Consider the following 18,502-nt stretch of genomic DNA (forward strand, 5'->3'; position numbering starts at 1 on the left):
ATTTTTTTGCTGTTATATATTATTTTTTTCTTGCATTATCGGGTAGGTCCATACATGTTTAATATAGAATATAGTTTATGGTTTGAATATATCTTGAAAGGATTAAGTTTGCTAAAACTTCCTACACCTCTTGGGGGTAACTAGTAATCATTTTAAAACGGATATATTTTTGGCGGATAGGATGCTTATAATGTAACAGAAGATGCCGAGCTTGGTATAAGAATTTACTCACAGAACTATAAAGTAGCTATTCTTGATTCCTATACTCTAGAAGAAGCTCTGAATAGTTTAGGTAATTGGCTAAATCAAAGATCACGTTGGATTTAAGGTTTTTTGCAAACATTTTTGGTATTTAAAGCACAAAAAGGTAAATGCCAAAAGTTTACTTTATTGCAAGTAATAACAATTTATATTTTCATCGGCTTATCTACTTATAATTTTTGGAGTTTACCCTTTATAATATTTTCTATTGTTATAAATAAAAATTCTATAATTAATTATTTATGGCTTATTAATAGTATTTTTTCGCTTTTATATCTATATGGTACAGCTCTGTATATATTAAAAAATTCTTTAAAAGCGGGAAAGTAAAATTTCAGGATATAGTAGTTTTGATCTTATGGGCTAGTTATTTTATATCTGTAGCTTCATATGCAGTATTTGAAATAATTTTCTGCCCTTTGAATTTGAAATGGAGTAAAACTAAACATGGCACTAGTTTAGAGGATTTTGAGAAAGAATAGACCTCTAATAAAAAAAATTTTATTCTTGCCCCTTGAACTAACAAAAATAAAATATATATAGTATGTACATTTAAAGATTTAATAATTGGAGGTTAAAATGTCTTTTAAACCATTACATGATAGAATTGCAATAAAGCCTATCGAACAAGAAGAAAAAACTAAAGGTGGAATTATTATTCCGGATACTGCAAAAGAAAAGCCGATGCAAGGTGAAATAGTAGCCGTAGGTAACGGTATTCGTAATAAAAAAGGCGAAATTCATCCTTTAGAGCTAAAAGTAGGCGATAAAGTTTTATACGGTAAATGGGCAGGCACCGAAATTGAAATTAAAGGTGCAAAACTGATCGTTATGAAAGAAAGCGATGTATTTGGTATTATTAATTAATTATTTGTTTTAAGGAGAAATTAAATATGGCAACAAAACTTATTAAACACGGCTCAAAAGCTCGTGAGCAAATGCTAGAAGGCATTGATATACTTGCAGATGCAGTAAAAGTTACTTTAGGTCCAAAAGGCAGAAATGTACTTATCGAGCAATCATTCGGTTCACCGAAAATTACCAAAGACGGTGTGACGGTTGCAAAATCTGTCGCGTTAAAAGATAAAATTAGAAATGCAGGAGCTCAGCTATTAAAATCAGCTGCTACAAAAGCTGCAGAAGTAGCCGGTGATGGTACTACTACAGCTACGGTACTTGCTAGAGCTTTGGCTCGTGAGGGTAATAAGCTAGTAGCTGCCGGTTATAATCCTATGGATTTAAAGCGTGGTATGGATTTAGCGGTAAACGCAGTAGTAGAAGAAATTAAAAAATCCAGTAAAAAGATCAATAGCCAAGAGGAAATCGCACAAGTCGGTACTATCTCTTCAAACGGTGATAAGGAAATCGGTGAGAAAATTGCTAAGGCAATGGAGGAAGTCGGTAAAGAAGGCGTGATAACCGTTGAAGAAGCAAAGAATTTTAGCTTCGATGTTGAAGTAGTTAAAGGTATGATGTTTGATAGAGGTTATCTATCACCGTATTTTGTAACGAATTCCGAGAAAATGGTTGCTGAGCTTGAGAATCCTTTCATCTTACTATTTGAGAAAAAATTATCAAATTTACAACCGATGTTACCTATACTTGAGGCTGTAGTACAATCACAACGCCCGCTATTAATTATTGCTGAGGATGTTGAGGGCGAAGCTCTTGCAACGCTTGTAGTCAATAGATTACGTGGTGGTTTAAAAGTTGCGGCAGTAAAAGCTCCCGGTTTTGGCGATAGAAGAAAAGCAATGATGGAAGATATTGCTATCCTAACTAAAGGTGAGCTTATTACTGAAGATTTAGGTATGAAGCTTGAAAATGTGAGTATTAACAGTCTAGGGACGGCAAAAAGAGTAACAATTTCTAAAGAAAATACCGTAATTGTTGACGGTAACGGTGATAAGAAAAATATTGAAGATAGAGTGTTACAAATTAAATCTCAAATAGCTGAAACTACTTCTGATTATGATAAAGAAAAACTACAAGAGCGTTTAGCTAAACTTTCCGGCGGTGTCGCCGTATTAAAGGTTGGCGGTGCTACGGAAGTTGAAGTGAAAGAGCGTAAAGATCGTGTTGAAGATGCACTTGCTGCTACAAGAGCTGCAGTTGAGGAAGGTGTTGTTGCCGGTGGTGGTGTAACATTACTTCATGCATCACAACCTTTAACAAAGCTTAAAGTAGAGAATAAGGATCAACAAGCAGGTATTGAAATAGTAATAGAAGCTTTAAAGGATCCGCTAAAACAGATTGTTGAAAATGCCGGTGAAAACGGTGGCGTAGTAGTTGGCAAATTACTAGAACATAAGGATAAAAATTATGGCTTTAATGCTCAAGATATGCAATATGTCGATATGATTAAAGCAGGAATTATTGATCCGGCTAAAGTAGTGCGTACTGCACTTCAAGATGCTGCTTCCGTTGCTTCGTTAATTATTACCACAGAAACTTTAATTGTTGACGAACTTTCTGATAAGGAAGAGCCAATGCCAATGCGTGGCGGTATGGGAGGCATGGGTGGTATGGATTTCTAAGTCTATATCTCTATAAGATAGGTTATGCAATAGATCTAATAAATCCGTTTTGTTGTATTGCTAGTTCCTCTCATTGTAAGGAAGCATTGTTGCGTGGACCGCAAAACCTGTTCAATGTCATATCGTGGCTTAACCACGGTATCCAGAAACAACTAAAAATACTAATATTATTAGTATTTTAAACTGGGTCCTGCTACAAGCTTGCAGGATAACAATTACGAAACTAGTCCACGCAGGCAATGCCTGCTCCGCAATGACGATTTTAACAACGTGCCGTACAACACATTATTAAGTCGCAGCAGGACACTGAAAAAACTGATTTATGCAACAAGTGGGTTTTAAAGCGATTCTTTGCTTAATTTGAAAATAAACTCTTTAATAAAACTCTTCCTCAAAATAAAATATGTAAAATGATTGCAAATATTTTTTAATTATAATAGCTCAACCTTTTGATTATCCTATATAAGGCTGTTAACAAAATAACTTTAATTTATAATTAAAGAGATTTTTACAGTAATAAATATCCCTTTAAATATTTCAAAAAAATCCTATAATTTACATACAGTTAAAAAGAATTTAATTAGCTTTAAAATTATTTTGTTAACAGCCTTATATAGGATAATCAAAAGGTTTAAAGCGGTTTTACGCTTTAATTATTAAGAATAGATTTCGTGTTGAAGCTATAGGCAATGTTAATCTATAATGTATATATTCGTTTAATTTAAAAAATTAGTAATAACAGTTTCTAGCTTTTGGTCGGTTAAACTATGCTAACTAAAATTAGTAAGGTTTTAAAAAAATCTTATATAAGATAATTTAAATTTTATATATAAAACTTTAAAAATTAGGTTCTAAAAGCAATCTAAATAATGTGACTTTAGGATAAAAGATAAAATAATAGGGTAGGGTATAGTGGTGTGAAGCTTGCCACAAGCTTAATTTTTCCTATTAATATCAACTAAAGCTGGGTTTATTAATATTTACTAAAATAGCAGCAAATTAATTAGAAATATTAATAGAACTTAATCAAGTTTATTGCTTTAATTGGTGTTTAGTTATTCGTAAGTATAATTATTAACTGAATTAGTATAAATTAAAGAGGTAGTTTTGCTTCAAAGGGTTATTAAACATTTAAATCATAATTTATCTAAACATGATATTGCCGCTCAAATAACAGGTAGGATCAAACATCCAATATCAATTTTATATAAATTATATCGTAAGGGTATAAAGTTAGAAGAATTAACAGATATTTTTGTGATAAGCATAGTGGTAATAGATGAAGAGAAATGTTATAAAGCTTTAAAAGTAGTTCATGATCTTTTTGAGTATGAAAAGGATAAATTTAAAAATTATATTCTTAATCCTAAACCAAATGGCTATCAATCTTTGCATACTATTATCACAACTGAGGATAATTATAAAGTAGAGATACAAATATGTGATCATAAGATGCATTATCATGCAGGGAGCGGTGAAACTGCACACTGGAAGAAATATAAAAGTAGTTTTTAGCTGATATACACTTCTTTTTTTTTTCTAAAGTATATGCCTACTCCTTTAGGAAGAAGTTTGAAATAATGAATATCCAAGATGAAAGACAGCTTCTATCTTGGACACAAATTTAATTTATTTTTTTATTTTGTATTATTTTGAAGTTTAAAAAAGAAATTGCGTAAACCGACTTTTTAAAATATTTCTTTTTGTTCTGAAGGGAAATGTTGCTTGATAAAATTGGTACAAACATTTAATAGTTGTAGTTCTACGGTTCGTATTTCTAAATAAGCTGCTATGAGTAAGAAGCTTTCTATAGTTTCTTTTACTGTTTCTAAAGCCTTGTCTGTAGATTTAGCATTTATAGTTTGTAAATTATGTAGGCAATCAAATACTTTAATAAGTGCGATATCATATCTTTGTTCTTGGATTAGTAAATTTAACATTTCACCGGAGCTAATTTTACCGTACGGCTTAATTCTTGTTAAAAGTTCTACGCTATCGGCAATATTCTTATCAAAAATTTTGCTAATATCAGCATGTGTAAGTATTGTATCCTTTATAGTATCATGAAGAAGGGCAACATTTATCATATATGATTTGTAAAGTTTAGGAGCTTCAAGAGCTGTAAAATCTGCAAGTATGATTGCAACTTCTATAGGATGAGAATAATAAGGCTCCACTGATTGATGCATTTGAGAAGCATGATATTTACGGGTACAATAAAGACCTTTTTCAATTTCTGTTATATCTATAGGTGAGTCTACTATTATAGTATTCAAATATTTAATTCGATCAATTAATTTTTTACTATAATCACAAACCTCAAATTTTTTCTGCCAAATATCAATATCTTCCATAAACCTATTAATTTAATAGTATCTTAAGTAAAAATATAAAAATAGTTAATAAAACTTAATAAAAAGAAAAGCATTTTTTTATTTATTCTCAAATATTTTTTACTTTAGTGATTTATAACTTCTTACAACATATTAAAAATTTAGTAAGCATTGTTAATTGTAAAGATAGATTATTATTCAATCTATTTTTATATATATCGAAATACAATTTAAATTAAAGGTAAATTATGACTAAAAAACTAGTTGATAACAAAATAGCTTCTAATAAAGCAGAGTACAATAAGAAATTTTCGCATGTCTTAGGTATTACTCCATATCAATGGGGCAGTAACCTTACCGAAGACAATGGCTTGAGTTTGCAAAGAATTAAGGTTGTTAAAGGATAGCTCACAGAAAAATGAGATGGAAGGAGGAAAAAATCCTTTCCTGGTGATGTTGACTTTCCTGATGATAATCTAAGTGACCGGCAATTAAAGAGGGACATCTTCTTAGCGGTGGAAAAGAAGATGAGAGAGATTCTGTTAATTATACTAATGCAGAAATGCGACAGTTTGCATCTGACAAAACATTTGATTGGAGAGATGGAAGCAAGTACCATCATGTTCATAAAGTAAAAGTCGGTGACAAGTTTGATATACATTGGGATTATACCATGGCACATAAAACACTTGGTTATACATATGTGATCACTGATCATCCTACTGACTTTTCTCAAAGACTAACTTTTGATGAGCTTAAGACATTTTTTGAAAATATAAGCCAAGAAAAACCATTTTGGAGCCATCCATTACCTGCTTCTACGGATCACTCAATAATTCTTCCGGAAAGAGAAGCAGGATTTCACGTTCTTTTAGAAAGATGGATAGTCGCTGATACCGGCATGGCATTTCATCAATCATGGGTTCTTGAATATGAAGCAAGTTTAGGCGGTGAAGGGCCTGGACATGGATACCATCATCACGATGCTTAATTAAATTGAAAATTTTGACAAAGCAATCTCAGACCAAAATCTTGAGATTGCCACGCTCCTTGCAGTCGCTTGCAATGATGGTTTAGTATCCACGCAACAATGCTTAAATTCTTGCGTTACTATCTACTCAAAGCTTTTAGGCCTTCCTTTAAGCCGTCTTTTATAAATGAAATTTTAGCTTGTTTGCCGTCTGCGGTAATTAGTTCTATATAATTATCGTTTGATAAAATCATGTCTAGATCGTCTTTTGTAATAATAGCTAAAGCCTGACAGCCGTTTACTGTACAATTTACGTATTTTCCGGCTGCTATTTGTTTGTCACCGCTATTAATAACTGTACCTGCCGGAATTTGAACATTTGACGGGACTATTTCTATTATTTTTAATTCCTGTTCTTCTTGCTCTCCATTGAAATAACCTATGTGATAAATGGCTAATATTTCCTTTTCTTTATCTTTCTCTAGATTATTAATTTGTTGTGATAAGAAGCAAAGTTGTTTTTTCTCATTATTAAGAGTACAATTTAAAGTCCAAGCTCCGTACTTTTTTGGTGCTGTTGATGCGTTGACGTTTCCTATGCTATACAAAACAAAAGTGCCGGTTATTATAAATAATCCACTAAAAACAAAAGCAATTTTTTTTATACAATCTTTCATATAATTTTTAACCTTTTTAAAATATTTTCTTTTCCTAAAATTTCTGCAATCTCAAATATGCTAGGTGATGCAGTCATACCTGTTATTAAAGCTCTTACCGGTTTCATAATGTCATTCAGCTTTAAGTCATTTGCTGCTGCTATTTCTTTAAATTTATTCTGTATGGATTCCTTATCAAACTGCTCAAGTTCGCTTAAGTTTTCTATAACTTGTTTGATTAAATTCTTATCGCAATTTTCTATAATTTCTTTTGAATCTTGGTTGTAGATGATAGGCGAATCTACTAGATAAATTTGAGCAAGGCGTGTTAGTTCTAGTAATGTTGTACTTCTAACTAACAAGCTTGGCATTGCTTGTTTGATATAGCCTATTTCCTGTTCACTAACCTTAAACTTCTTCGGCAATTCTACTGCTAGGGGTAATTTGTACGTCAATCCGGTACTCGTATCCTCACGTATGTCTATATACGCTGCGGTGCTGCGTTCCGTGTTTCCTTCAAATTCCTTCCTATAAGCGAGCTTCCGAAGGAGTTTATTATAATTTTGTTCCAATATCTCTACAGTCTTTGAAGTTAAGCTATCATTGTCAAGCATTCTTAAGTAATGAGCGTTAAGGCTATTCATCTTAGCAAAATCAAGCTTAGAAGGTGATTTACCGAGTGAATCAAGATTAAACCAGTCTATAGCCTGAGTCATTGAGATAATTTCATCATCGCCGTGACTCCATCCAAGACGCAGTAAATAATTACACAAACTTTCCGGTAAATACCCCATATCCTTATAAGCTTCAACGCCTAATGCTCCATGCCTTTTGGATAATTTTGCTCCGTCTGCTCCATGAATTAACGGTATATGAGTCATGCTCGGTACTTCATATCCGAAAGCCTGATAAATAGCGAGTTGCCTTGCTGCATTGGTTAAATGATCATCCCCTCTAATAATATGAGTTATACCCATGTCATGATCGTCTACTACAACGGCTAGCATGTAAGTAGCAGTGCCGTCTGCTCTTAATAGTACCATATCGTCTATATGAGAGTTTTCAATTACTACCTCACCTTGTAAGGTGTCATGAATTGTTGTGCTGCCCTCTCTTGGAGTTTTTAGACGTATTACCGGCTTAATATCAGTAGGATAGATAGATGGATCTTTGTCACGCCACTCGCTATTAAAAATAAAATGCTGTTTATTTTCTAAAGCTTGTTGTCGCTGTCTTTCTATTTCTTCTTGGCTAGTAAAACAATAATATGCTTTACCGTTTTGCAGTAATTTTAGTGCAGCTTCTTTGTAAAGATTATTACGTTTAGACTGGAATATAACCTCACCGTTCCAATCAAGCCCTAGCCATTTTAGACCTGAGAATATAGTTTCTACCGCTTCTTTAGTTGACCTTTCTTTATCAGTGTCTTCAATGCGAAGTAAGAACTTACCGTTATGATGCCTTGCGAACAAATAATTAAAAAGGGCGGTTCTTGCCGAACCTATATGTAAAAACCCCGACGGTGACGGAGCAAATCTAGTAATTACGTTATTAGTCATTTATTATCTTTTTTAAATATATACTAAGAACTGTGTCATACCGTGGCTTGGACCACGGTATCCAGAAAACAACTCAACGTACTAATTAGTATATTTAACTGTATCCCGTGATCAAGTCGGCTTTGTTGCATGGATCAGTTTTTGCGTCATTGCGAGGAAATTGCATAGCAATTGACGAAGCAATCCAGTAAAAAATGCTAAAAATTAGCATTTTTTTATTATTTTTCTGGATTGCCACGTTCCTTACAATCGCTCGTAATGACGATTCGGTATTCATGCAACAAAGCTGATCAAGTTAGCTAGGATAACACATACTCTTTCTCCCCAAACACATAAAATAATTTACGTCTATATCATCGCTTAATTTCCACTCATTTTTAGCCGGATCATATACCAAGCCTTTCAGCTCTTTAATTTCAATTTCAGTATCCGTAAGCATTTCGTAAATTTCCAACGGTTTTAGGAATTTGCTATAATCATGAGTGTTTTTTGGTACCCAACCTAAAATATATTCGGCAACTATTATTCCAAGTATATAAGCTTTTTTAGTACGGTTAATCGTAGAAATTATTGCCATACCGTTTGGCTTAATATGCTTCAGCAAATTTAGTATAAATTGCTGTACGTTTTCTACATGTTCAATAACCTCAAGACAAATTACCACATCATATAGCTTGTCACTTTCTAATTCTTCTATAGTAGATTGTAAATAATTTATCTTTACGCCGTTTTCCTTAGCATAAGCAGTTGCCGTTTCAATATTACTTTGCAGTGCATCAATGGCTGTAACGTTAAAACCTTGAGCCGCTAAAGGCGTTGCAATTAACCCTCCACCGCAACCAACGTCTAATATTTCTAATTTAGAAATATCGTTAGACATCTTCTCAGACTCTACTTCTAGAGGTAATTTGTGCGTTAATCCGCTGCTCGCATCCTCACGTATTTCTATGTATGCTGCGGTGCTGTGTTGCGTGTTTCCTACAAATTCCTCTCTATAAGCGAGTTTGGAAAGGTGTCTATTGTAATGCGTAGTTATTTTCTCTATTATATATTCAAGGCGAATAGGGTTTATTCGGTGTAAGATACCGAATTCTCCGTCCTTATTCCACCAATTATAAGAAATTTTCTCAAATTTTTCTAATTCTTTTTTATCGATTGAAGACATAGTCTATGATTCTTTCCAATGTCACCCCGTGGCTTGACCACGGGCTCCATAAGTACAGCCTAAGAACTTTAGTGGATCCCGTGGTCAAGCCACGGGATAACAAGAGGCCATACAATAAACATATATAATATACTCAGATGACTTTAATAATACTAGCCTTAATTTTAATTAGCTGTATATTTGCCCCGCTTGGCTGCATTGCCCTATGGAAGAGATATATTTATTTCGGTGACGGGCTTGCTCATAGTAGTTTTTTAGTGGCTAGCATAAGTATTATAGCACATGTTCCATTAATATATTCAGGCATAATAGTTGCAATTCTTTTTTCGTTTTTTGTGTTTATTTTTAAAAATAATTCTGAAAAAAACGCAGTTATTAATTTGATTTCTAGCTTTATGCTAGCTGTTGCTTTAGTTATTAATTATTTTACTTCTTTGCAGAATAATATAGTGAATTTGTTGTTTGGGGATATTTTATCCGTATCTTTTAATGATTTGATGATACTTGCAATAGTGCTAATAACTATTATAGGCTTTATAGTATATTTTTATAATCAAATTCTTCTTATCATTATCAATAGAGATATTGCCGTCATAAAAGGCTTAAAGGTTAATATTATTGAGCTAATATTTTTACTTCTTCTCTCATTATCGGTATTTTCTGCTATAAAGATTGTCGGAGTACTTATGGTAACTGCTATTTTACTTATTCCTGCAATGATTGCACGGTTTGTAGCATATAGCCCATCCCAGATGATTATAATATCAATTCTTATATCTTTATTTATTAATTTTTGTGCCGCATTTAGCTCTTTCTACTTTGATTTACCTTTAACTCCATTGTTTATTATATTAGGTACGTTTATTTATGGTTTGTTGTATTTAAAGCGATTATTATGAACAAAAATGAATTTACTGAATATGTCAAAGAATTGTTAGAACCATATGGTTCAGTAGCCGTTTGTGTAATGTTTGGTGGATATGGTATATATAAGGGTGGTGTTATGATAGGAATTATTAAGAGCAATCAATTATATTTTAAGTTAGACCTAAGCACTTATGAATATTTTCAATCTTTTGGTTCTGAGTCATTTGTATATCAAAGTAAAGGTAAACTTGTAACTCTATCATATCGGAAGGTGTTACCTGAAATTATGGAGGATCAAGAGTTATTAGGTAGTGGTTTAAATTAGTTTTGAATGCTGCTATTAATAGTCAAAAGAAAAAATAAATGTCGTTCCGTCGCTTGACCAGCGTTGTTGTGTGTAGCGTTTTTTCTGTCATTGCGAGAAGACGCCATAGGCGTCGACGAAGAAATCTCAGGCACGATTCCTGAGATTGCCACGCTCCTTGCAGTCGCTCGCAACCACGTTTTTCATAATCTCAAGATAATCAATTTTGCCGCTTGTAAGTAGAGGTATTTCTGAATCGGTAATAATTACTTTCGGTAAATGTAGTAAAGAAATTTGAGCTTTAGATACAGCATCTGCAAAGTTCTCTCTATTTATATCGGAACCGGTAGTAAGTAAAATAATCTTTTCTCCATGCGTTTTATTGGGAATAGAAATAGCAGCGTGCAAGGAATCAGGATCAATTTCGCTTGCAAGTTCTTCAATTTTTGTAAGAGATATCATTTCCCCTGCTATTTTAGCAAAGCGTTTTAAACGTCCTAAAATTGTTATATATCCTTCAGAATCGATTTTGACTATATCGCCTGTGTCGTACCATTCTTTATAAGTACGGTGACCTTCTAAGTCCAAGTAACCAAGCATGATGTTAGGACCCTTAATGAATAAACGTCCCCCTTTATTTATTCCCTCTACTTTCTCAAGCTTATAATCAATTTTCGGTAATAATCTTCCTACCGTGCCTGCTTTATTATGCATAGGGGTATTGCAAGCTATAATAGGTGAGGCTTCTGTAAGCCCATATCCTTCAAAAATACGTATGCCGTACTTATTAAGCCAAAATTGTCTTGTAGATTCTTTTAATTTCTCGCTACCGGCAAATATATAGCGTAATGAGTAAAAATCATATGGGTGAGCGTAATTAGCATAACCGTTTAAAAAAGTATCGGTAGAAATTAATATAGTTGCTCCAATATCGTATATAACTTCAGGAATGCTATGATAATTTAGTGGAGAAGGATATAGAAACAGCTTAATACCGTTTAAAGTTGTAATAATTGCACCACTAAGACCAAAACAATGAAATAGCGGTAGCGCATTAAATACTATATCTTCAGGGCTAAAAGGTACTTTAGCAGTTATTTGATATCTATTAGTTTGTAAATTTCTGTGAGATAATAATACGGCTTTAGGTTTACCTTCAGTACCCGAAGTAAAAATTATCACTGCCGGTTTTTCGTCATCACGATTACGACAAAAATAATTGTAATAAGTTTGGGCACAATAACTTCCTATTTTTGCCTTTAGTTTTAGAGCTGTACCAATCTGATTTTTAAAATCTTCTAAATATATTATTTTAATACCGAAGTCTAATAAGTTAGTTATTAATTCATGTAAATTTGCTTTCTCAATAAATTGTTTTGAAGTGTAAACTACTTTAATTTGTGCAAGTTTACAGGAGTTAATAATAGTACTTATGCCGCTGCTCCAGTTAATTATAGCAGGAACATAACCGCTAGATTGCATGGCGTAAAAAGTAATTAACGTATTCGTGGTATTAGGCAACATTAAGCCTAAATTTCTGCCAAAGATATTATTCTTTTTGATTAAATCACCTAGGATAAAAGATTTTAATATTAAATCTCGATAAGTAACAGCATTATTTTCAAAATCATCAACTATTTTTTTCTTAAATCCATGAATTTTAGCAGCTTCTATAAGAGATGAGAATACAGTATTTTTATAGTCTGAACTCTCAAACATCATGTCAGCCATGATATCATAAAGAGTCCTAGATATATAACTGCGTCGTTTTTGATTGTTTGTAGCATCCATATTAGCGAATTTTACCGGCGGTAAAACGGTTATAGTAATTTTAGGAAATATTTTTCTTTTTAATATGTTTTTTAATTTTGATAAATGAGTAAATTGAGTACCGTCTATTCTAACCGGTAAGACGGTAGCACCGGCTTTATCGGCAATCATTCCCGGTCCTTCGTATATTTTCATTAAAGAGCCGGTAACGCTTATTCTACCTTCAGGGAAAATTGCTACTTTCTGATCCTTTTGTACTTCTTTTACTAAAGTCTTTATTGCCATTGGGTTACTTGGATCAACCGGCAAAGTTCTTGCCATACGTAAAAACGGTTTAATCCACCATATTTTTTGTATATCGGGACTAATTGCAAAAGTCATTTCTTCTCTTAAGTAAGTAGCAATTAGCGGCGGGTCTAGATATGAAATATGGTTAGCGACCACTACTACTTTTTTACCTGCTTTTTGAAAATTTTCAAATCCTTTAACTTCAACCTTATACATAAGATCAAAACAGATTTGGAATATTCTTCGTAATAGCTTAAACGGAATAATTTTAACTTCAGGTATTAAACGGTAAATATGTATAGTAACGATTATATTAGCTAGGCTAATAAATAATATAATCCAGGGTATAGTGAAATTTAGGTAAAATAATAAAGATAGAATTATTGTTGATCCCACCATGAAAATGGAATTGATAAGATTGTTAACGGCAATAATTCGACTACGATGAGCAGGGTTTGCGTAATGCTGTAATATCGCAAAAAGAGGAACGATATATAATCCGCCTATTGCCGCTAAGAACAATAAATCTATAACTATTCGCCAATTATGTCTTTTCGATAAAAATACTAAAATACTTTTTAGCTGAGTAGGTTCGTAGTTAACTGAGCTAATTCTACTTGCAAAGAATAAATCAATACCGAAAATACTAATGCCTAGGGCTGAAATAAATAGATATTTAACGGTAATCTCATCTTCAAATATTTTGCTACATAAAAACGAACCGACCCCAACACCAAGCGAGAAAACCGCTAAAAATAAATTAGCAACATTCTCATCAGCTTTAAAAGTTATCTTAGCAAGTAAAGGTATTTGAGAAATTATAGCAGCTCCGATAAACCAAAACCATGAAATACCAAGTATAGCTAAATATATCTGTTTTTTTGCTTTTGCATATTTAATCATATTTATGCTTTCATCTATAATATTAAAATTTATTTTAATATCAAGATTCGCGTTTTTAGATTTTGGGGAAAAAAGGCTTGTAATAAAGCCAAGAAAAGCGATGGTAATTAAGGAATAAATTATAAAATTATTGCTGATTGTATAATAGCTGCCGATTATAGTCCCGATAAAAATACCGATAAAAGTTCCGGCTTCGACAAAGCCGTTAGCTCCAAGTAGTTCGTCTTTATTTAGGTGATCAGGTAATACGCTATATTTGATTGGACCGAAAAAAGTAGAATGTATACCCATTAAGCAAATAGAACAAAACAGGATTAACAGATTATTATGATGAAATCCGTAAATTGCAAAGGCAATTATGCCGATTTCACAAACCTTAATAATTTTAATAAGATTTGCACGCTCGTATTTATCGGCAATTTGTCCTGCTATGCTTGCGAATATTATAAAAGGTAATACAAAAGTAGCATTAGCAATTAAAACAAATAGATTATTATATTTACTTAAAGCTCCTGAAATACCATAAGTTATAAGGATTACCAGAGCATTTTTTAATATATTATCATTAAGACAACCGCATAGCTGCACTATAAAATTCGGTAAAAATCGTCTATCTTTGAAAAGATATAATTTGTTTGTGTCCATGATATAAAATATTTTAAATGCCAATTTTGTTGGGTGACTCTTATGTCATTTCCGTGAAAACAGGAATCCAGTAATTAAAAAATGTAAATACAGTAAGTTTTTAAAACTAAAAACTCGATTTATCTCGCTTTACCCTGGATTCCCGCCTATGCGGGAATGACATAAGCGAGCTATGCAACAAAATCTAAACTCTCCAAATATTAGCAATTTATATTAATATGTCAAATGTGGTGCTTATTTACTTTCTGTTTCTAAGCGTCTTGATTTTATTAATTCATCTACAAGAGAAATTTTTTCGTCCGTAGAATCAGTGTAATTTTTTACTATTGTTTGTAATGCAGATAAAGCTTGGCTTGTAGTATCTTTCGTTTTAACTTTCTTTCTTCTTTGTAAATTCTTTTTTAAGGCAGTTGATAAATTATCAAATTTAGCCGGTGATTTGGCTTTTTCCGGTGCTTCTTTGATATCTTTGGTAGATGACATAAATAATTATCTTTTCACATTAGAATTATTATATTATATTGAATATTTTAGAAAATAAAACTATTAAATAATCTATGAATCAAAGTAATATAATCTCTCCTGAGTTACTGGATGAGAGAAGAAATATTGCAAGGCAAGGGGGCGGTGAAGCTAGGATCAACGCACAACATCAAAAAGGTAAGTTAACTGCACGAGAACGCATAGAAGTATTATTAGATCCGAATAGCTTTACTGAAACAGGTATGTTTGTATCCCATAGATGCGATAATTTTGGGATGCAGGATAAAAAGTTTTTAGGTGACGGTGTTGTAACGGGACACGGTACGATAAACGGTAGGTTGGTATTTATTTATAGCCAAGATTTTACCGTACTCGGCGGCTCTCTTGGGGAATATCATGCTAAGAAAATCTGCGATATTATCGATCAAGCTATAGAAACCGGTGCTCCTGTAATCGGTATTAACGACTCAGGGGGAGCAAGAATTCAAGAAGGGGTTGATGCTCTGGCCGGATACGGTGAATTATTTCAGCGTAATGTTTTAGCGTCGGGTGTCATCCCTCAAATTACCCTAATTATGGGACCTTGTGCCGGTGGTGCGGTATATTCTCCTGCCTTAACCGATTTTATATTTATGGTTAAGAATAGTTCTTATATGTTCGTAACCGGTCCCGATGTAGTAAAAACCGTTACGGGTGAAGAAGTAAGCCAAGAAAAGCTTGGTGGTGCTAGGATGCATACCACTAAAAGCGGCGTTGCCGATCTTGCATTCAACAATGATATAGAAGCATTGCTTGAAATTCGTAAATTCTTTAATTTCCTTCCGTCATCCAATCGTAGTCCTCTTCCTGTTCGTTCGACTGTTGATCCTGCCGATAGAGTTGATATGTCTCTTAGCACGTTAATACCTAACACTCCTGATAAGCCTTATGATATGAAAGAGCTTGTTGAGCGTATCGTTGATGAGGGAGAATTTTTTGAACTACAACCTGATTTTGCTAAGAATATCATTATTGGCTTTGGTTATATGGAAGGTTATCCGGTAGGATTTGTGGCTAATCAGCCTTTGCATTTAGCAGGGTGTTTAGATATAAACGCCTCAAGAAAAGCAGCAAGATTTATTAGATTTTGTGATGCTTTCAATATTCCTATAGTAAGTCTTGTTGATGTGCCTGGATTTTTGCCTGGTACATCCCAAGAGCATGACGGTATTATTAAACACGGGGCTAAGCTGTTATACGCTTATGCGGAAGCTACAGTGCCGAAGATTACTGTAATTACCCGTAAGGCTTATGGAGGTGCTTATATAGTTATGAACTCTAAGCATCTTAGAGGCGATATAAACTATGCTTGGTTTAATTCGGAAATCGCCGTTATGGGGGCAGAGGGAGCAGCCGAGATAATATTTAAGGAAGAATGTAAAAACCCTGAAGCTAAAAAACAAAAAATCGATGAATATAGGAAAGTAGTAACTTCGCCTTTTGTTGCGGCATCTAGGGGATATTTGGATGATATTATAAGACCGCAAAATACCAGATGGCGAATATGTAAGGCGTTAAATTTCCTGCGTACTAAAAAAGTAGAACTGCCTTGGAAGAAGCATAATAATTTGCCGCTTTAGCTGTCACCTCGTGGCTTGACCACGGGATCTCAGAATACAGTCTGTGACACAAGACCCCGTGGTCAAACCACGGGGTGACATTAGGATACAAAAAACTATGAATAAACCATTGTTTGATAAAATTTTAATTGCTAATCGTAGCGAGATCGCCGTTAGGATAATACGTACCTTAAAAAAGATGGGGATAAAGTCGGTTGCAGTATATTCTGAAGCAGATACAAACTCAATGTATGTGCAGCATGCAGATGAAGCTTATTATATAGGTGATTCCCCTGTAACGGAAAGTTATTTATCTATTAAAAATATTATTTCGGCGATTCGTGAAAGTGGCGCAAATGCAGTACATCCAGGTTACGGTTTTTTATCAGAAAATCCAAATTTTGCCAATATTCTTAAAAGAGAAGGTGTTGTTTTAATAGGACCGAGTGCCGGAACTATTAAAAAAATGGGCGATAAAATCGAAGCAAAAAAGATAGCGATAGAAGCCGGAGTTAGCACCGTTCCGGGTTATATGGGAACTATAAACGATGTTAAACAAGCTATAGATATTGCTAAAGAGATTGGTTTTCCGGTAATAGTAAAAGCGGCTGCCGGCGGCGGTGGGCGTGGTATGAGAGTAGTGAATAATCCCGCTGAAATGGCCAATGCTTTTGAGTCGGCAAAGCTTGAAGCAGCCAATAGTTTTAGTGACGATAGATTATTTATTGAGAAGTTAATTCAAACTCCCCGTCATATTGAAATTCAGCTAATTGCCGATCAATATGGCAATAGTGTATGTCTCGGAGAGCGGGAATGTTCAATACAGCGTCACCATCAAAAAATAATCGAAGAAGCACCAAGTTCTTTTATTACTGAAGATATAAGGCAAGAAATGTATCGGCAGGTAATATCCTTATCTCAAAAAGTGGGATATTATTCGGCCGGTACCGTTGAGTTTATAGTAGATAGCAATAAAAATTTCTATTTTTTAGAGATGAATACTAGGTTGCAAGTCGAGCATCCTGTTACTGAGCTAATTACCGGTATAGATATCGTTGAAGAGATGATACAAATCGCAGCCGGCGAGAAATTATCATTTACGCAAGATGACGTAAAATTAAAAGGTTGGGCATTTGAATCACGAATTTGTGCCGAAAACCCAAGCCGAGGTTTCTTACCTTCTAGCGGTAGAATTATAGCTTATTCCGAACCTGCAAAGAGTCCTAATATCCGTATAGATACAGGGATTGGGCTTGGCGGCGAAGTAAGTATGTTTTATGACTCAATGATTGCAAAATTATGTACTTATGGTGAAACAAGAGAGCAGGCAATTGAGCTAATGCGTTCTGCTTTGAGTTCTTATATAATTAACGGTATTGCTCATAATATCAGTTTCTTAGAAGCGGTAATGCTACATCCACGCTTTGTTAGCGGCGATATTTCTACTGCCTTTATTCAAGAAGAATATCCTGACGGTTTTTCCGGAGCTAGTCTAACTTCAGAAGTAACTACTGTATTTTTAGCAACGGCTATTTTTATTTATATATCGGAGCAAAGACGTGCTTCTTTAATTTCCGGCAATATTAACAATCAGGCTAACAAAATAGGTACAAGGTGGGTAGTAACTATCGATGATAAACTATTTCCTGTATTAATTACACCTGTTGAAAACGGCTATAATATACGTCACGAAAGCGATAGAATATATATTCGTAGTAACTGGAATTTAGGTAATGAACTTTTTACGGCTATAATTAACGGTAAAAAGACAAATGTGAAAATTGAGAATATCAGAACCGGTTATTTATTATCGCATGCCGGTATTAGCGTAAAAGCCTTTGTACGCTCTCCTCGTATATCAGAACTTGAAGCGTTGATGGTCTCAAAAGTAGTGCTGGAAGAAAGCTCCGAACTACAAGCTCCTCTAAGCGGTCAGATTGCTGCGATAAAGGTGAAAGAAGGGCAGGAAGTGACGGCAGGACAAGAAATTATGATTTTAACTGCTATGAAAATGGAAAACCTGATTCTTGCCGAAAGAGACGGGAAAATAGCTAAAATTTTTGTTAATGAAAAGGATAATGTTGTAAGAGGGCAGGTATTATTAGAATTTGCTTGATATACTAGGTTCTGTAAAGGAAAATTAAATTAATCTATTTTTGCTCT

15 protein-coding genes are annotated in these 18,502 nt (G+C 33.7%); 9 read left to right on the top strand and 6 right to left on the bottom strand.

The genetic code is table 11. The features are described 5' to 3' along the window. Positions 1-840 precede the first annotated feature (840 nt). The 3 genes from AB4K15_RS06585 to AB4K15_RS06595 all read left to right on the top strand — a co-directional run bounded on the left by AB4K15_RS06585 (position 841) and on the right by AB4K15_RS06595 (position 4,313). Entirely contained in the window at positions 841-1,128 is a 288-nt protein-coding gene (locus AB4K15_RS06585) for a co-chaperone GroES (protein WP_032073461.1), read from the top strand. Between the two features lie 26 nt (positions 1,129-1,154). Beyond that, positions 1,155-2,798, top strand: coding sequence for a chaperonin GroEL (gene groL / locus AB4K15_RS06590; protein ID WP_032073460.1), 1,644 nt, complete (start codon positions 1,155-1,157; stop codon positions 2,796-2,798). Positions 2,799-3,905: 1,107 nt separating this feature from the next. After that, on the top strand, positions 3,906-4,313 hold the full coding sequence (locus AB4K15_RS06595; RefSeq protein ID WP_500225393.1) for a RelA/SpoT-related domain-containing protein: 408 nt from the start codon (positions 3,906-3,908) through the stop codon (positions 4,311-4,313). Positions 4,314-4,486: 173 nt separating this feature from the next. Here AB4K15_RS06595 and AB4K15_RS06600 read toward each other — a convergent pair whose 3' ends face one another. Continuing rightward, a complete protein-coding gene (locus tag AB4K15_RS06600; protein ID WP_048751009.1) occupies positions 4,487-5,152 on the bottom strand; it encodes a RelA/SpoT family protein in 666 nt (221 codons plus the stop codon). 227 nt (positions 5,153-5,379) lie between these two features. Between AB4K15_RS06600 and AB4K15_RS06605 the strand changes: the two genes are divergently transcribed. Further along, a complete protein-coding gene (locus AB4K15_RS06605; RefSeq protein WP_500225390.1) occupies positions 5,380-5,538 on the top strand; it encodes a hypothetical protein in 159 nt (52 codons plus the stop codon). Between the two features lie 83 nt (positions 5,539-5,621). Beyond that, positions 5,622-6,122 carry a lytic polysaccharide monooxygenase gene (locus tag AB4K15_RS06610; protein WP_500225397.1) on the top strand — a complete coding sequence of 167 codons (501 nt, stop codon included), beginning with the start codon at positions 5,622-5,624 and terminating at the stop codon, positions 6,120-6,122. A 119-nt stretch (positions 6,123-6,241) separates the two neighbouring features. On the opposite strand, the gene AB4K15_RS06615 is transcribed toward AB4K15_RS06610, so the two are convergent. The 3 genes from AB4K15_RS06615 to ubiG form a co-directional block, all read right to left on the bottom strand. Then, positions 6,242-6,778, bottom strand: coding sequence for an invasion associated locus B family protein (locus tag AB4K15_RS06615; protein ID WP_032073457.1), 537 nt, complete (start codon positions 6,776-6,778; stop codon positions 6,242-6,244). Further along, positions 6,775-8,316, bottom strand: coding sequence for a glutamate--tRNA ligase (gene gltX / locus AB4K15_RS06620; protein WP_032073456.1), 1,542 nt, complete (start codon positions 8,314-8,316; stop codon positions 6,775-6,777). Before gltX ends, AB4K15_RS06615 begins: the two co-directional genes overlap by 4 nt. A 295-nt stretch (positions 8,317-8,611) precedes the next feature. Then, entirely contained in the window at positions 8,612-9,481 is an 870-nt protein-coding gene (ubiG, locus tag AB4K15_RS06625; protein ID WP_032073455.1) for a bifunctional 2-polyprenyl-6-hydroxyphenol methylase/3-demethylubiquinol 3-O-methyltransferase UbiG, read from the bottom strand. A 137-nt stretch (positions 9,482-9,618) separates the two neighbouring features. Here ubiG and AB4K15_RS06630 point away from each other — a divergent pair, with 137 nt between their 5' ends. Further along, positions 9,619-10,380 (top strand): metal ABC transporter permease, encoded by a 762-nt coding sequence (locus AB4K15_RS06630; protein WP_004997884.1) that lies wholly within the window; start codon positions 9,619-9,621, stop codon positions 10,378-10,380. Then, complete coding sequence (locus AB4K15_RS06635; RefSeq protein WP_032073454.1) at positions 10,377-10,673, top strand: TfoX/Sxy family protein; 297 nt, start codon at positions 10,377-10,379, stop codon at positions 10,671-10,673. The genes AB4K15_RS06630 and AB4K15_RS06635 overlap by 4 nt, the downstream gene beginning before the upstream one ends. 126 nt (positions 10,674-10,799) lie before the next feature. Here AB4K15_RS06635 and AB4K15_RS06640 read toward each other — a convergent pair whose 3' ends face one another. Further along, positions 10,800-14,258, bottom strand: coding sequence for an acyl-[ACP]--phospholipid O-acyltransferase (locus AB4K15_RS06640; RefSeq protein ID WP_032073453.1), 3,459 nt, complete (start codon positions 14,256-14,258; stop codon positions 10,800-10,802). 234 nt (positions 14,259-14,492) lie between these two features. Next, the gene (locus AB4K15_RS06645; RefSeq protein WP_032073452.1) at positions 14,493-14,741 is read right to left on the bottom strand and encodes a hypothetical protein; all 249 of its coding nucleotides are present in this window, start codon (positions 14,739-14,741) and stop codon (positions 14,493-14,495) included. Positions 14,742-14,815: 74 nt separating this feature from the next. Here AB4K15_RS06645 and AB4K15_RS06650 point away from each other — a divergent pair, with 74 nt between their 5' ends. Both AB4K15_RS06650 and AB4K15_RS06655 read left to right on the top strand, forming a co-directional pair. After that, entirely contained in the window at positions 14,816-16,360 is a 1,545-nt protein-coding gene (locus AB4K15_RS06650) for an acyl-CoA carboxylase subunit beta (RefSeq protein WP_032073451.1), read from the top strand. A gap of 97 nt (positions 16,361-16,457) precedes the next feature. Beyond that, positions 16,458-18,455, top strand: a complete 1,998-nt coding sequence (locus AB4K15_RS06655; protein ID WP_032073450.1) for an acetyl-CoA carboxylase biotin carboxylase subunit — start codon at positions 16,458-16,460, stop codon at positions 18,453-18,455. The last annotated feature ends 47 nt before the right edge of the window (positions 18,456-18,502 follow it).

It is taken from the genome of Rickettsia aeschlimannii, assembly GCF_047973405.1.
Taxonomy (GTDB): Bacteria; Pseudomonadota; Alphaproteobacteria; order Rickettsiales; family Rickettsiaceae; genus Rickettsia; species Rickettsia rickettsii.

Bases quoted from the DNA above. Each gene is read 5' to 3' on its own strand.
- AB4K15_RS06585 (WP_032073461.1), top strand. From the start codon at position 841: ATGTCTTTTAAACCATTACATGATAGAATTGCAATAAAGCCTATCGAA.
- groL (WP_032073460.1), top strand. From the start codon at position 1,155: ATGGCAACAAAACTTATTAAACACGGCTCAAAAGCTCGTGAGCAAATG.
- AB4K15_RS06600 (WP_048751009.1), bottom strand. From the start codon at position 5,152: ATGGAAGATATTGATATTTGGCAGAAAAAATTTGAGGTTTGTGATTAT.
- AB4K15_RS06605 (WP_500225390.1), top strand. From the start codon at position 5,380: ATGACTAAAAAACTAGTTGATAACAAAATAGCTTCTAATAAAGCAGAG.
- AB4K15_RS06615 (WP_032073457.1), bottom strand. From the start codon at position 6,778: ATGAAAGATTGTATAAAAAAAATTGCTTTTGTTTTTAGTGGATTATTT.
- gltX (WP_032073456.1), bottom strand. From the start codon at position 8,316: ATGACTAATAACGTAATTACTAGATTTGCTCCGTCACCGTCGGGGTTT.
- ubiG (WP_032073455.1), bottom strand. From the start codon at position 9,481: ATGTCTTCAATCGATAAAAAAGAATTAGAAAAATTTGAGAAAATTTCT.
- AB4K15_RS06630 (WP_004997884.1), top strand. From the start codon at position 9,619: ATGACTTTAATAATACTAGCCTTAATTTTAATTAGCTGTATATTTGCC.
- AB4K15_RS06635 (WP_032073454.1), top strand. From the start codon at position 10,377: ATGAACAAAAATGAATTTACTGAATATGTCAAAGAATTGTTAGAACCA.
- AB4K15_RS06640 (WP_032073453.1), bottom strand. From the start codon at position 14,258: ATGGACACAAACAAATTATATCTTTTCAAAGATAGACGATTTTTACCG.
- AB4K15_RS06645 (WP_032073452.1), bottom strand. From the start codon at position 14,741: ATGTCATCTACCAAAGATATCAAAGAAGCACCGGAAAAAGCCAAATCA.
- AB4K15_RS06650 (WP_032073451.1), top strand. From the start codon at position 14,816: ATGAATCAAAGTAATATAATCTCTCCTGAGTTACTGGATGAGAGAAGA.
- AB4K15_RS06655 (WP_032073450.1), top strand. From the start codon at position 16,458: ATGAATAAACCATTGTTTGATAAAATTTTAATTGCTAATCGTAGCGAG.